The organism is Klebsiella sp. 1SOBk5mer (genome assembly GCF_046603115.1).
Lineage (GTDB): Bacteria > Pseudomonadota > Gammaproteobacteria > Enterobacterales > Enterobacteriaceae > Klebsiella > Klebsiella quasipneumoniae.
Genome location: NZ_JBKIUU010000005.1, coordinates 129,826 through 144,156, shown reverse-complemented (window position 1 = coordinate 144,156; position 14,331 = coordinate 129,826). Strand labels below are relative to the sequence as shown.

Here is a 14,331-nt window from a genome sequence, read left to right as displayed (position 1 = left end):
CCAGGAGAGCCTGGCAGGCCCTCCTGCAGAAAGGTTATACCGCGAGGCGAGTATCCGTTACGCGCTGACGCAGTATGAGGTAGCCGGTAACAGCTGATACCACCGATCCAATTAAGATGCCAAGCTTGGCCCAGTTGATTAACGCGGGATCGACATTGCCGAAGGCCAGCGTGGCGATAAAAATCGACATCGTAAAGCCAATCCCGCACAGAATGCCCACCGCCATAATCTGCCGGCAGGTGGTCCCCTCCGGTAGCGAGGCCCACTTCAGCTTCAGGGCCAGCCAGCAGAACAGGCTGATCCCCAGCGGCTTACCGATAAACAGGCCGGCCATGATACCCAGGGGCAGCAGCGACGTCAGTCCATCAAGCGTAACCCCCCCCAGCGAGACGCCCGCGTTGGCGAAGGCAAACAGCGGCAGGATCATAAACGCCACCCACGGATGCAGGACATGCTCAAGCACTTTAGCCGGTGACTGACCCTGCTTCTCCTGGAGGGGGATCATAAAGCCGACGATGACCCCGGCAAGCGTCGCGTGAACGCCGGACTTCAGCACCGCGGTCCACAGCACCGCACCGACCAGAATATAGATCCCGGTGCGTCGCACGCCGCTCAGATTCAGAACCACCAGCACCGCAATCGCCGCCGCCGCCACGCCCAGCGAGAGCATTGACAGGTCGTGGGTATAAAACAGCGCGATAATCACGATAGCCCCAAGGTCATCAATAATCGCCAGCGCCATCAGGAAAATCTTCAGCGCCGTCGGGACGCGGCTGCCTAACAGCGCCAGCACGCCGAGGGCAAAGGCAATATCCGTCGCCGCCGGGATCGCCCAACCCTCTCTGGCGACAGGATCCTGAGCGTTAAAGGCCAGATAGACCAGCGCCGGGACGATCATCCCGCCGAGCGCGGCAATCACCGGAAAGACCGCCTGACGGCGACTCGCCAGCGAGCCCTGAATCAGCTCGCGTTTAACCTCCAGGCCAATCAGCAAGAAGAACACCGCCATCAGGGCATCATTGATCCATAGCAGCATATTCTTGTTGATCTCCAGCGCCCCTACCCGCAGCTGTACAGGCGTATCAAGGAAGGAGTGATACAGACCGCTGGTCACGCTGGTATTGGCCATGACCATCGCCAGCGCCGCGGCGATGATTAAGACAATGCCGCCGGAAGCATCGCTACTGAAGAATCGTTGCAGATGTTTCACTTTTACTTTCATCCTGTTGGTGAATAACTCGATAAAAGTATAATACACAGACTGATAACTCGAAAAAATCAGATTTAAGTTGCGCTAATGCTCGATTTTTACGAGTTAAAGAGGAGGGATAAGACAATGATAGACTGGGCAGCAAAAGGCCAGGCGTTGATGAATGCAGAATTAACCGCGTAGATCGTCCCACATTTTCTGTCTTTTATTATATTCATATTTCAGACAATCCAGCGTCACGGTCACGTTCGCCGGAGACAGGCGATTTAGCTGCGGCAAAAAAGGATGCGCGTGCAGGTATTGAATAAATTTCGTCGCGCCATTTAACGTGGCGTGCCGCAGATTGGCCGTTTTTTTATTGCCGGTTAGGTTACAAACCGCCATCGCATAGTCCCGTGTAGAGAAGGTCCGCCAGACATTGTTGCGGTTCCCTCCGCCCATAAACAGGCGCGGCGGGATATCATGCAGCGGCGGCGTCATGCCTCGCTCTCTGACAAATGAGATATGGCATCGCCCCTGTTGAACCTGCTGCAAATTCGCCATCAGGCAGCCACCTAATATAAAACATTCCTGATCGATGTAGTGTTGAATATTGAGGGAGCGTGCATCTGTCAGTGTTTTGACTAATTCAAAATGGCGATAAGCCGGCAATACGGGTTTGACCAGCATTCCCGGATCGTTTTTGTATAACGCAGCCGGTCCGTAATCCACATCAAAAAGCGTTGCGCGCCGCATCGTTATCGCTTCTTTCCGTTGCACAAGATGTACCAGCGTACCGGGCGGCAGGCGCTCTTCGTAATAAGAGTGGTATTGATACTCCGCTTCAACGGGCTGGAGTGAATAATTGGTTGTTACGGATATAATCCGACCGGTAGTCTCCTCGGCGGTGACCAGCACATACAGAAAATTGTCACCGCCGTTAAATTTAACCCGAAAAGCGCGGGTGCTCAGGGTAATGTCGAAAGCGGGAAAGGCAAACTCACGTTCCGCCTGATTTGCCCTGCGGGATAACTTCTGTAATTCGCGGCTTAGTCCGGTACTGTCTAACGCAAGGGCGGATCGGATATCCGCCAGCGAAGCCCCATCCTGGATGAGTGCGGCAAGATAATCCTGGCGCGGATCGGTTTTATATCTGACGGGATAAAGAAATGTTTTATGGCACTGCTGGCAGCAGACGCGTGGCTCTCCCTGCGCGGAAAAGCCATACTTTTTTAGTGAGACGCCGCCGCATCCTGGGCAGGATTTTATCAATCCTTTCCATACCCGATTTACCGACTGGCGAAAAAGATTCAGCGATCTTGCCGAAATCACAGGAAAATGAAAACCACATGCCCTGCATAACACATTTTTCCCCTGGTTCTGGTAATCCGGGCTGTTCAGCACGCCCAGATTTTTGCAGCCTGGCGTTTTGCAGCTATCGACATTAACCTGAGAAAACATGATTAACTCCCTGTGACGGTATGATTTTCAAACAAATATTGATTTTATCTCTGCCGGTGAAAAACCATTCTGATGGAGTGTTTTCATCGCGCTCATAGTCACCGCGCTATGAGAGAAAAACGCTTTATAGCCTGCGCACAAATAGTTGTGGTTTCTCTCGCCCGTCGCGGATTGCAAGAAGCGGTGCTTGGGGCAGCCGCCGTAGCAGGCAAATTGCCACTGACAAGAGCGACACTCCTGCGCCATTGAGTGGCTTTTATCATCACCAAACTGCTGGTTTTGCGCGCTATTATTCATCGCATGTAGCGTTGTATCCTGAATATTTCCCAGCCTGTACTGCGGATAAACAAAATGATCGCAGTTATAAACGTCGCCGTTCATCTCCATCGCAAACGCGCTGCCGCAGGTTGGCGCGAATACGCATACCTGGGGAGGCAACCCACACCAGGCGGCAAGCGTCTGTTCAAACATCTGTATGCCTATGTCGCCAATGTCTTCGCGGACCCATACATCAAAAATAGCGTTAAGAAAATGGCCAAACTGTAGCGGATCAACCGACCACGGCATCATTTTTGTTTGCCTGTCCTCAGGGTGCGCCAGCCCAAGGCCGCTCTTTTCGCTGCTTCTTTCCACCAAAGGGATAAATTGCATATAACGGCTGCCGATGCTCTTCAGATAGCGATATACCTGAAGCGGATGGCGCATATTGCTCTGATTAACAACCGTCAGCGTATTAAATTCAACGCCGTGGCGGTGCAGACATTGTATGGCCTGTTCAACTTTCGCATGCGTCGGATTTCCCGAGCGCGTAACGCGCCATTCGTCATGCAAGGCTGCATCGCCGTCAATGGAAATACCGACCAGGAATTGATTGGCCCGAAAAAACTCAGACCATTGGTCGTCGATCAAAATGCCGTTCGTCTGGAAGGTATTCACAATCGTTTTTCCCGCAGCATAACGCTGCTGGAGTTCGATCGCCCGGCGATAAAAAGGCAGCCCCATCAACGTCGGTTCTCCGCCCTGCCAGGCAAAAATCACCTCATCAATCTCTTGTGCGGCAATATGTTGTTTAATGAAGCGTTCCAGCATCTCGTCTGACATTCTGTAGTTGCGCTTTCGCTCCGGGTAGAGCTTTTCCTTTTCCAGATAGAAGCAGTACTTACAATCAAGATTGCATACTGAACCTGTCGGTTTAATCATGACCTGACAGCTCTTTCTTCGCATGATCGCTATATCCATCCCAATAAAAAGAACCTGATTCAGTTTAAACACCGAATCAGGCGGGCATCGCCCTAAGTGGCATACTACGGTTTTATGGTTATTCGGTTAGCCCCAGGTGACCGGCGTCGGCTTATCGCCACGGGCTTTCATTAACGAATCGTTATCGATGTCTGCTTTATACTTCAGGAACTTATCGTACAGTTGTTTCTCAATATCCGGCCGTTTGCCAATCTGATTGAGCGTTTCGTAACGGTCGGTCTTCAGGTTGTAGAGATATTTCGGTTTATTTTCACGATCGATGATCATCTTCCAGTCGCCATCCCTGATCGCCCACTCATCGGTTGGATCGTCCTGGAATGGCATATCAACGCCGAAGATCAACGGCTTATTACGCTCCAGCGGCTTCTGTTCCAGCAGCGGAACCAAAGACTGGCCATCGTACGTGCGATCGTTCGGGAGTGTAAAATCCATCATCTTCGCCAGCGTCGGCATCCAGTCAAGACCGGAAACCGGCGTATCCGTCACCATCCCCTGCGGCAGATGTTTGCCATATTTAATAATCGCCGGAACGCGGATGCCGCCTTCCCACAGATTATCTTTACGGCCACGCAAACCATCGGTCTCACCCGCCAGGTTCAGCTCATACACCTTACGCGCCTCACGCGTTACCGGGCCATTGTCACTGGTGAAAATCACGATGGTGTTGTCTTCTTCGCCCATTGCCTTAATTTTATCCAGCACTTTACCGACCTGAGCATCCATGTAACTGATGTTCGCGTAGTACTCCCCCGTGCCACGCCACGGTTTATCAGCCCAGTCGCCATAAAACAGATCCGGGTGCTGTTTTTGGTACGCGCTCATATATTGCGAGTACATATCGAGATATTTCTTCGGCGAAGCCAGCGGGCTGTGCACCTCAGTAAACGCGACATATAAGAAGAACGGCTTATCATCTTTCTTATTATCCAGCCAGTTCACCACTTCAGAGCTGACAAATTCACCGCTCATTTTATCTGCGCGACCAATTCGTTGCCCATTGCGTAGCCATCCTGTCGGATGCACCACCCCGTAGCGAGGACGCTCTTTGGCATTATCCAGCGTGGAATCCGTGACAAATCCCGCCGGATTCACCAGACTGTAATCAAACCCCATATCTTTTGCCTGGGGCTGATCGGTACGATCTCCGCCTGCATTCAGGTGCAGTTTGCCCATCATCGCCGTGTCATAGCCCTGCTGTTTCAACAGATTGGCGATGGTCAGTTCATTACGCCCTAATGCAACATCTTTGCCTTCCGGGATCCATGAGCGAATACCAGTGCGAAATGGCATACGACCGGTTAACAGACCCGCACGGGAGGGAGAGCACAGCGGCGCAGGCGCATAATAATCGGTGAATTTCACCCCTTCCTGCGCCAGTTTGTCGATATTCGGGGTTTTGACAATGGGATGTCCATAAGCTGCAAGATCGCCATACCCTAAATCATCAGCCAGAATAATAACCAAATTAGGACGCTTTTCTGTTGCGGCATGTGCTATTGACAGCGCGCTCCCGGCACATAGCGCCAGCCCAATCATACTGGCAACAACTGTTTTTTTCATTTTAACTCCTTTGACATTTTTTAAAATTCATACCCAACCATATAAATCATTTGATCGCCAAAGCCGTCATAACCTAATTTGTTTTTAAAATAACGCCAGGTTACCGTTGCCTTCCAGCGAGGATAAAATTTCCAGGCCAGCGTTAAACCGCCATTAATGCCATAATCACCGTGTTGCTGTTCCGCGTAGGCATCATTTCGCTCAAATTCAATTTCATTCCAGTCTGACAGAACAAATTTCTCGTCAAATAGCGTGAAGTTATAAGCTGCCGTCCAGCCCAGCACATACCCGTTCCAGCCGCTTGTTTGCCCATATTTTGGTGAAACATAATCACCCGACTCATTGTGGAGTCCGAGGTAAGGTTTAAAGAATCCCCATTTCCCGGACCATCCCAGATAACCAAGACCATAAAACATGTCCAGATCATCCCCCCACGTATTTTCCCACTGGCCATAAATCTTGCCAAAGAGCGTATAGTCAGAGCCAAAAAGGCGAACATGCGTCATCGCTGAAACCGTATGGTTACGCCCCGCGACAGAATGGTTGAGTACATTACTTTCAAAAAAAGAATAGAATTCAGCTTCTTTAAAATTGACGCCAAAATCAGCTGTGGCTTTCCAGACCTCACCACGACCTACATCGACAAAGCCGCTGTTCCAGTCAGCATAACCTGCATTAATCGATCCAAAAGAATATTGGTAGTCCAAAGATGCTTGTACGGAGTGACTAAAGCCCAAGGATGCTGCAAGTATCGTACAAGCCAATAGCGTATTTTTTATCCGAGGCATTGAAAGTATTTCCCAAAGTTATAATTCGTCCATAGACATACACTACTTTTCTGCGGCGCTTATTGTTAGCGAAACACACCATCAAAATAGTGATGAAAATCTCATATCAAAAGGGACGATGGGTATTATCAGGCATGTGTCAAAATATGTTTTTTTAGTGAGGGTAACTTATTGTTTATAAATATCCGGCACGATCATAACGCACTTGTCTGTTACCTATTTTTGTCATAACTGGCGCGCAAGGACGTTATTGATTTGAGCGACGTCCGACAATACCCATTTGGGCAACCACAGATGAAACGTTCGGGCTTTATCCTGGATGATTAAGACATAATGCCCCAGCAACATCGAAATGACCAGACCATCAATTATTCATGTTATAAATAATAAAGCCCTATTGTGATTAACTGCACATATATTAAATGCATGTAGGTTATGCCATAAGGAAAAAATAAATCAATGGGAAGAACGCTGTTAATACTCCTGATTCAATAAAATAAAGATTCTGAATCAAAGACTTAAATTAATGGATGCATCAAGAAGAAATAAAAAAGCCTGGGATTTCTCAATCTCAGGCTTTTTATCAGCAATGACGGAAATGATTAACGAGTCAAATCATCAAAAAACTTCTTCACACCGTCAAAGAAGCTTTTCGAACGCGGGCTGTTGTTTTCCCCGGTCGGGCCGCCGAAGCTTTCCTGCAGCTCCTTCAGCAGCTGCTTCTGCTTCTCGTTCAGCCCCACCGGCGTCTCCACCACCACCCGGCACAGCAGATCGCCCTGCGCGCCGCCGCGAACGGATTTCACGCCTTTCCCACGCATGCGGAACAGCTTGCCGGTCTGGGTTTCACCCGGAATTTTCAGGTTGACGCGACCGTCGAGCGTCGGGACCTCAATCTCACCACCCAGCGCAGCCATAGTGAAGTTGATCGGCACTTCGCAGTACAGGTTATTACCTTCACGCTCAAAGATAGCGTGCTGCTTCACCTGAACCTGAACGTACAGATCCCCTGCCGGTGCGCCATGCTCGCCGGCTTCGCCTTCGCCCGCCAGACGGATCCGGTCGCCGGTATCCACGCCCGCCGGGATTTTAACCGACAGGGTTTTGGTCTTCTCAACGCGGCCGTGACCATGACATTTATTGCACGGATCTTTAATCAGCGTACCGCGTCCCTGACAGTGCGGACAGGTCTGCTGTACAGCAAAGAAGCCCTGACGCATCTGTACCTGGCCCGCGCCATGACAGGTCGGACAGGTCTGCGGTTTGCTGCCTGCTTTGGCGCCGCTGCCGTGGCAGACGTCGCACTCTTCCAGCGTCGGAATACGGATCTCTTTGGTGACGCCACGTACCGCTTCTTCCAGCGTCAGCTCCATGTTGTAACGGAGATCGGCGCCGCGCGCCGCGCGCTGCCGGCCACGTCCGCCGCCAAAGATATCGCCGAAAACATCGCCAAAGATATCGCTGAAGTCCGCACCGCCGCCAAAACCGCCGCCGCCGCCCATGCCGCCCTGCTCAAAGGCCGCATGGCCGTACTGATCGTAGGCCGCACGCTTCTGGGCATCAGTCAGGATTTCATACGCTTCTTTGATTTCTTTAAATTTGGCTTCGGCCTCTTTATCACCCTGGTTGCGGTCCGGGTGATACTTCATGGCCAGGCGCTTATAAGCCTTTTTGATTTCACGCTCTTCCGCTGTTTTGGAGACGCCTAAAATCTCGTAGTAATCTTGCTTTGCCATCGGTGTTTTTCAGCCCCTTAACATGCGTGCACGGGCGGAGAGGAAACCTCTTCGCCCGTGCCAGTGTTTTACCCGTTCAAAGGGCGATTATTTTTTATCTTTCACTTCTTCGAACTCAGCGTCGACAACATCGTCGTCTTTCGCGTTGCTCGCCTGAGCGTCAGCGGAACCCGCCTGCTGCTGAGCATGCTGCTGCTGGGCGATTTCCATCAGCTTCTGGGAAACCTGCGCCAGCGCCTGCATTTTCGCTTCGATGTCCGCTTTGTCTTCACCTTTCAGCGAAGTTTCCAGCGCGGTCAGCGCAGACTCGATGGCAGTTTTGTCGTCAGCCGGCAGTTTATCGCCTGCTTCTTCAACCTGCTTGCGAGTGCTGTGCAGCAGATGGTCGCCCTGGTTACGGGTCTGTACCAGCTCTTCGAACTTACGGTCAGATTCGGCGTTAGCTTCCGCTTCGCGAACCATTTTCTGAATTTCTTCTTCATTCAGACCGGAAGACGCTTTGATGGTGATCTTCTGCTCTTTACCGCTGTTTTTGTCTTTCGCGGAGACGTGCAGGATACCGTCAGCATCGATGTCAAAGGTCACTTCGATCTGCGGCATGCCGCGCGGCGCCGGGTTAATACCATCCAGGTTGAACTGACCCAGAGATTTGTTATCAGACGCGCGTTTACGCTCACCCTGCAGCACATGGATGGTAACCGCGGACTGGTTGTCTTCAGCGGTAGAGAACACCTGGCTGTGCTTGGTCGGGATAGTGGTGTTTTTGCTGATCAGCGCAGTCATCACGCCGCCCATGGTTTCGATACCCAGCGACAGCGGGGTCACGTCGAGCAGCAGAACGTCTTTCACATCACCGGTCAGTACACCGCCCTGAACGGCAGCGCCGATAGCCACGGCTTCGTCCGGGTTAACGTCTTTACGCGGTTCTTTACCAAAGAACTCGGCCACTTTCTTCTGCACCATCGGCATACGAGTCTGACCACCAACGAGGATGACGTCGTTGATATCGGAAACGGACAGACCGGCATCCTGCAGGGCCACTTTCAGCGGCTCGATGGAACGGTTAACCAGGTCTTCTACCAGGCTTTCCAGTTTCGCACGCGTCACTTTGATGTTCATGTGTTTCGGACCGGTCGCGTCTGCCGTGATGTACGGCAGGTTAACGTCGGTCTGCTGAGCAGAAGACAGTTCAATCTTCGCTTTCTCAGCGGCTTCTTTCAGGCGCTGCATCGCCAGCGGGTCGTTGCGCAGGTCAATGCCCTGATCTTTCTTAAATTCATCAACGAGGTAGTTGATCAGACGGGTATCGAAGTCTTCGCCGCCCAGGTGGGTATCACCGTTGGTCGCCAGTACTTCGAAGGTTTTTTCGCCATCAACTTCGTCGATTTCGATAATAGAGATATCGAAAGTACCACCACCGAGGTCGTAAACCGCGATCGTGCGGTTGCCCACTTCTTTATCCAGACCGTACGCCAGCGCGGCCGCGGTCGGTTCGTTGATGATACGTTTGACTTCCAGACCGGCGATACGGCCAGCATCTTTGGTTGCCTGACGCTGCGCATCGTTGAAGTAAGCCGGTACGGTGATAACCGCTTCAGTTACCGGTTCACCCAGGTAATCTTCAGCCGTTTTCTTCATTTTTTTCAGCACTTCAGCAGAGATCTGCGGCGGTGCAGTTTTGGTGCCCTTCACATCCAGCCATGCGTCGCCATTGTCTGCGGCAACAATTTTGTATGGCATGATAGAAACGTCACGCTGAACTTCTTCGTCCTGGAAGCGGCGGCCAATCAGGCGTTTAATCGCAAACAGGGTGTTTTGCGGGTTTGTCACTGCCTGACGTTTAGCCGGCTGACCAACCAGAGTTTCACCATCCTGGGTATAGGCAATGATAGAAGGCGTGGTGCGATCGCCTTCGGCGTTCTCCAGCACGCGTGCAGTAGTGCCATCCATAATCGCTACACAAGAGTTGGTAGTACCCAGGTCGATACCAATAATTTTACCCATCTAAACGTCTCCACTAAAAATTCGATCAACATGTGGTTGTGAACCTGTAATAAGGGCGAAACGTGCGGTTTCAACTGCCCAGACATCATTTTTTTTCAGGTTCTTCACTGCGGTTGACTACAAGATGGGGTCGCCCACCCCGGCATCAAGGGGCAAGCAGAAAAATTTTTTGCCGGAGGCCAGCCGACGCCCTCGCCCGCTGCCGTCGATGGCCTAGCAAACGATGTTGCCGGGCGGCAAAAAAGATGGCGAAACCCCCATACAAGTAACGAATAAAAAAAACCGAATATATTCATAATATCATTGACATAAAACGCAATACTTGTGCGCTAAAAGCCCCGTTTTCGCAGTGATAAGATCCCCGCCCTCGCACTTTACTTATTCAGGGGACAGATTAATGAAATCACTATTCCGGCTTTCAGCCGGGCTTATCCTTAGCGTGTCAGTTATCACCTCGGCGGCCGCCAACGACCATAAGATCCTCGGCGTGATAGCCATGCCGCGCAATGAGACCAACGATCTGACGCTGAAGCTCCCCGTCTGCCGGGTGGTCAAACGTATTCAGCTCAGCGCCGAACGCGGCGATATTCAGCTCTCCGGAGCAACGGTCTACTTTAAGGCCAGCCACGGCGCCAGCCACACCCTGAACGTGCCCGCCGGGATCAAAGAAGGCCACACCACCAGCTGGATCTCCCTCAACAGCGATAACGACAACAAGCGCTGTGTGAAAAAAATCGCCTTCTCCGGCCACACGGTCAACTCCTCAGATATGGCCTCACTGAAAATTATCGGCGACGACTAACGTCGTCCCCTGCCCGAGAGAAAACGTTATGCATATTAACTATCTGGATGATGACGATCTCGCCTTTCTGCCTGAGTGCAGCGAGGCGCATCTGGAAGCGTTTACCCGTATTCTGACCCACGGGGAAAATGGCAAACCCCGTCTCTCCAGTACGCTGCTGCGCAACGAGACCTTTCTGTCTATGGAGGGCCACCCGAAGCGCTATCGCCGCAACTGGCAGTTGATCGCCGGCGAGCTACAGCATTTCGGCGGCGACAGCATCGCCAATACGCTGCGCCGCCATGGCAAATTTTATCGCGCCATCCTGCTGGATGTGTGTAAAAGGCTAAAGGCGAAGGTCGATAAACAGATGACGACGCCGCAGATCGAGCAACAGTTGTTGACGCATTTTCTGCAGCACAGCTGGAATAAGCTGGATGAGGAACAAAAAACGCACTTTCTCGCCGCGGTGGAGTGCCGGAGTCATGAGCTGGAAAGCCTGCTGCCCCATCTGTTGAGGCGCCGCAAGCTGAGTGAAGGCGTTGCCCTGCTACTGGATGAGCGGTTAACCGCCATCCTGCGCACGCACGCCGCCGTGAGCGTCATCGGCCATGGCCTGGTACGCGGCGCCGGGCTGGGAGGGCCGCTTGGCGCCGCGCTGAACAGCGTGAAAGCGGTAAGCGGCAGCGCTTATCGGGTCACCATCCCCGCGGTTCTGCATATTGCCTGTTTACGACAAATGCTCCACTCGTCGTCGGGCGCAACTGAAATTGGTGAAAAATACCCCGCCAGATCATAGACAGCCTTTCCGCGCCTCATTATTATGCCGCGCCCCGCCGCCAAGTCGCGGGGTAATGCTTCCCTTTTAATGATAATTTTGAGGAATTATGGGCAACACTAAGTTGGCTAATCCGGCACCGCTGGGCCTTATGGGCTTCGGCATGACCACTATTCTGCTTAACCTGGCGAATAGCGGCCTGTTCGCATTCGATGTAGCTATCCTGGCGATGGGCATTTTTTACGGCGGCATTGCGCAAATTTTTGCCGGCCTGCTGGAATACAAAAAAGGCAACACCTTTGGCTTGACCGCTTTTACCTCCTACGGCAGCTTCTGGCTGACGCTGGTTGCTATTCTCCTGATGCCGAAAATGGGCCTGGCTGATGCGCCGAACGCGCACTTCCTCGGCATGTATCTCGGCCTGTGGGGTATTTTTACGTTGTTCATGTTCTTCGGTACGCTGAAAGCCGCACGCATGCTGCAGTTCGTGTTCCTGAGCCTGACGGTGCTGTTTGCGCTGCTGGCGATTGGTCATCTGGTGGATAACGAAGGCATCGTGAAAGTTGCCGGCTGGGTCGGCCTGGTTTGCGGCGCCAGCGCCATTTACCTGGCGATGGGCGAAGTGCTGAACGAGCAGTTCGGCCGCACCGTGCTGCCGATCGGCGAACCGCGTTAATCTTCCGCCGCCGCCCAGTAACAGGGCGGCGGCTGGTCATCATCGGCAAACCTGCTTAGCGCTGCAGCTCCCCTTCCGGCAACCTCGCCGCCGTCAGCCCCTGACGCAGCCAGATACCTAATCCCAGCCCCATCAGCGACAAGGCCAGCACATACCAGGCCGGGGCCATCGGCGACACCCCCATCAGCATCGTGACGGCAATTGGCGTCAGGCCGCCAAAAATCGCGTACGACAGATTGTAGGAAAAGGAGATGCCGGTGAAGCGCACTTCCGCCGGGAAGGCCCGCACCATAACATAAGGCACCGCCCCCACCACGCCCACACAGAGTCCCACCGTGCCGTAGAGCAGAAACAGCCGCTGCGGGCTGGCGCCAGACAGGTGGTAAAATGCCCAGCTGGCAACCGCCAGCAGCAGGCTGCCGACGATAAAGGTGCGGCTGGCGCCGAAGCGGTCCGCCGCCAGCCCGGCGAGCAGACAGCCGATGCACAACATAATCGTGGCAATGCTGTTGGCCTGCAGGGTTATCGCCGGGGCGAAGCCATAGTGTTTCTGCAGCCAGACCGGCGACATCAGGATCACCACCACCACGCCTGCCGACAGCAGCCAGGTCAGCAGCATAGAGACCGCCACCGCCTTCTGGTGCTTGAGGACGACCGCTTTTACCGGCAGCTCCTGCGCCAGCGCTTTGCGCTGCTGCATCTCAAGAAAAATCGGCGTCTCCTGCAGCCAGCGGCGCAGATACATCGCCACCAAACCAAATACGCCTCCCAGCAGGAAGGGGATCCGCCAGCCGCCGTCGTGGATCCCCTGCGGCGTCAGGCTGGTGTTGATAAGCGTCGCTACCACCGATCCCAGCAGGATGCCTACGGTCAGGCCGGCCGTCAGCGTGCCGCAGGCGATACCAATGCGTTTTTCCGGAACATGCTCGGCGACAAACACCCAGGCGCCAGGCACCTCGCCGCCGATCGCCGCCCCCTGCAGAATACGCATCAGCAGCAACAGCAGCGGCGCGACGATGCCCACCGAGCTGTAGGTCGGCAACAGACCAATCGCCAGGGTCGGCAGCGCCATCAGCAGGATGCTGAGGGTAAACATTTTCTTGCGGCCAACCAGATCGCCAAAATGGGCCATGATGATCCCCCCCAGCGGACGCGCCAGGTAACCGGCGGCGAAAATGCCAAAGGTCTGTACCTGGCGAAGCCATTCCGGAATATCCGCGGGGAAGAAGAGCTCGCCGACGACGGCGGCGAAGAAAACGAAGATGATAAAGTCATAAAACTCCAGCGCGCCGCCAAGGGCGGCCAGCGTCAGCGTTTTATAATCCTGGCGGTTGAGCGGTCGGTTTGCATATGACATAACGCGATTTCATCCTGAGGCGTGCAGCGTATTTTATAGTGTGTAAAGTAAAAAGCACTATATCGTAAATAAAACGGCACACCATCAGTGATGCATGTTATGTCACAAATGCATCAAATTCAGGATAAAGTTTCGCGTCGGGCACTTTTGGGACGAAATGCTTCTACCACACGGCCATCGGTTTCCACATAAGGCCCCTCCAGCAACTGTACACAATAAGGTACACTTGCGAAAATACCGTGCACCAGCACGTTGCCGTCAGCATCTTTCACCCCTTCCAGGGTCTCCTGAATCGCTTTCGGTTGTCCGGGAAGATTGAGGATCAGCGCCTGCTTGCGGATCACCCCGACCTGCCGGGAAAGGATCGCCGTCGGCACAAAGTGTAGGCTAACCTGGCGCATTTGCTCGCCGAAGCCCGGCATCTCGCGATCGGCAATCGCCAGCGTGGCGTCGGGCGTCACATCGCGACGCGCCGGGCCGGTGCCGCCGGTGGTCAGCACCAGATGGCACCCCATCTCGTCAACCAGTTCGCACAGCGTTTGCTCAATAATGACCTGCTCATCCGGGATCAGGCGAGTCTGCAGTTCAAAAGGGGTGGTAAGGGCACGCGCCAGCCACTCTTCCAGTGCCGGGATGCCTTTGTCCTGATAGACGCCGCTGGAGGCGCGATCGGAAATGGAAACTAAGCCGATTCGTAAGGTATTCATGGTTATTCCGTTCAAACTGTGGCGTTAAACGAAA

Annotated in this window: 12 protein-coding genes; 3 read left to right on the top strand and 9 right to left on the bottom strand. The window is 53.3% G+C overall.

Annotated elements, in window-relative coordinates; all coding sequences use genetic code 11:
• Positions 1 to 34: 34 nt before the first annotated feature.
• From nhaA to dnaK, 7 genes are all read right to left on the bottom strand, one after another.
• Positions 35 to 1,210, bottom strand: coding sequence for a Na+/H+ antiporter NhaA (nhaA, locus tag ACLH1U_RS13565; protein ID WP_032452400.1), 1,176 nt, complete (start codon positions 1,208 to 1,210; stop codon positions 35 to 37).
• 171 nt (positions 1,211 to 1,381) lie between these two features.
• Positions 1,382 to 2,650, bottom strand: a complete 1,269-nt coding sequence (locus tag ACLH1U_RS13560) for a hypothetical protein (protein ID WP_032452399.1) — start codon at positions 2,648 to 2,650, stop codon at positions 1,382 to 1,384.
• A 27-nt stretch (positions 2,651 to 2,677) separates the two neighbouring features.
• Positions 2,678 to 3,877 (bottom strand): anaerobic sulfatase maturase, encoded by a 1,200-nt coding sequence (locus ACLH1U_RS13555; protein ID WP_411299313.1) that lies wholly within the window; start codon positions 3,875 to 3,877, stop codon positions 2,678 to 2,680.
• 99 nt (positions 3,878 to 3,976) lie between these two features.
• Positions 3,977 to 5,470 carry a sulfatase gene (locus tag ACLH1U_RS13550; RefSeq protein ID WP_411299299.1) on the bottom strand — a complete coding sequence of 498 codons (1,494 nt, stop codon included), beginning with the start codon at positions 5,468 to 5,470 and terminating at the stop codon, positions 3,977 to 3,979.
• 20 nt (positions 5,471 to 5,490) lie between these two features.
• Positions 5,491 to 6,258 (bottom strand): outer membrane protein OmpK, encoded by a 768-nt coding sequence (locus ACLH1U_RS13545; RefSeq protein WP_023291918.1) that lies wholly within the window; start codon positions 6,256 to 6,258, stop codon positions 5,491 to 5,493.
• A 602-nt stretch (positions 6,259 to 6,860) separates the two neighbouring features.
• A complete protein-coding gene (dnaJ, locus tag ACLH1U_RS13540) occupies positions 6,861 to 7,994 on the bottom strand; it encodes a molecular chaperone DnaJ (protein WP_002887955.1) in 1,134 nt (377 codons plus the stop codon).
• Between the two features lie 87 nt (positions 7,995 to 8,081).
• Positions 8,082 to 9,998 (bottom strand): molecular chaperone DnaK, encoded by a 1,917-nt coding sequence (gene dnaK / locus ACLH1U_RS13535; RefSeq protein ID WP_023291917.1) that lies wholly within the window; start codon positions 9,996 to 9,998, stop codon positions 8,082 to 8,084.
• Positions 9,999 to 10,395: 397 nt separating this feature from the next.
• Here dnaK and ACLH1U_RS13530 point away from each other — a divergent pair, with 397 nt between their 5' ends.
• The 3 genes from ACLH1U_RS13530 to satP all read left to right on the top strand — a co-directional run bounded on the left by ACLH1U_RS13530 (position 10,396) and on the right by satP (position 12,233).
• The gene (locus ACLH1U_RS13530; RefSeq protein WP_411299298.1) at positions 10,396 to 10,800 is read left to right on the top strand and encodes a DUF2541 family protein; all 405 of its coding nucleotides are present in this window, start codon (positions 10,396 to 10,398) and stop codon (positions 10,798 to 10,800) included.
• Positions 10,801 to 10,828: 28 nt separating this feature from the next.
• Positions 10,829 to 11,578, top strand: a complete 750-nt coding sequence (gene msyB, locus ACLH1U_RS13525; RefSeq protein ID WP_411299297.1) for an acidic protein MsyB — start codon at positions 10,829 to 10,831, stop codon at positions 11,576 to 11,578.
• Positions 11,579 to 11,666: 88 nt separating this feature from the next.
• Entirely contained in the window at positions 11,667 to 12,233 is a 567-nt protein-coding gene (gene satP / locus ACLH1U_RS13520; RefSeq protein ID WP_032452395.1) for an acetate uptake transporter, read from the top strand.
• 55 nt (positions 12,234 to 12,288) lie between these two features.
• On the opposite strand, the gene ACLH1U_RS13515 is transcribed toward satP, so the two are convergent.
• Both ACLH1U_RS13515 and mog read right to left on the bottom strand, forming a co-directional pair.
• Positions 12,289 to 13,590, bottom strand: a complete 1,302-nt coding sequence (locus ACLH1U_RS13515) for an MFS transporter (RefSeq protein WP_023291913.1) — start codon at positions 13,588 to 13,590, stop codon at positions 12,289 to 12,291.
• 119 nt (positions 13,591 to 13,709) lie between these two features.
• Positions 13,710 to 14,297, bottom strand: a complete 588-nt coding sequence (gene mog / locus ACLH1U_RS13510; protein ID WP_004204229.1) for a molybdopterin adenylyltransferase — start codon at positions 14,295 to 14,297, stop codon at positions 13,710 to 13,712.
• Positions 14,298 to 14,331 lie beyond the last annotated feature (34 nt).

Bases quoted from the DNA above. Each gene is read 5' to 3' on its own strand.
- ACLH1U_RS13560 (WP_032452399.1), bottom strand. From the start codon at position 2,650: ATGTTTTCTCAGGTTAATGTCGATAGCTGCAAAACGCCAGGCTGCAAA.
- ACLH1U_RS13550 (WP_411299299.1), bottom strand. From the start codon at position 5,470: ATGAAAAAAACAGTTGTTGCCAGTATGATTGGGCTGGCGCTATGTGCC.
- ACLH1U_RS13545 (WP_023291918.1), bottom strand. From the start codon at position 6,258: ATGCCTCGGATAAAAAATACGCTATTGGCTTGTACGATACTTGCAGCA.
- dnaJ (WP_002887955.1), bottom strand. From the start codon at position 7,994: ATGGCAAAGCAAGATTACTACGAGATTTTAGGCGTCTCCAAAACAGCG.
- dnaK (WP_023291917.1), bottom strand. From the start codon at position 9,998: ATGGGTAAAATTATTGGTATCGACCTGGGTACTACCAACTCTTGTGTA.
- ACLH1U_RS13530 (WP_411299298.1), top strand. From the start codon at position 10,396: ATGAAATCACTATTCCGGCTTTCAGCCGGGCTTATCCTTAGCGTGTCA.
- msyB (WP_411299297.1), top strand. From the start codon at position 10,829: ATGCATATTAACTATCTGGATGATGACGATCTCGCCTTTCTGCCTGAG.
- satP (WP_032452395.1), top strand. From the start codon at position 11,667: ATGGGCAACACTAAGTTGGCTAATCCGGCACCGCTGGGCCTTATGGGC.
- ACLH1U_RS13515 (WP_023291913.1), bottom strand. From the start codon at position 13,590: ATGTCATATGCAAACCGACCGCTCAACCGCCAGGATTATAAAACGCTG.
- mog (WP_004204229.1), bottom strand. From the start codon at position 14,297: ATGAATACCTTACGAATCGGCTTAGTTTCCATTTCCGATCGCGCCTCC.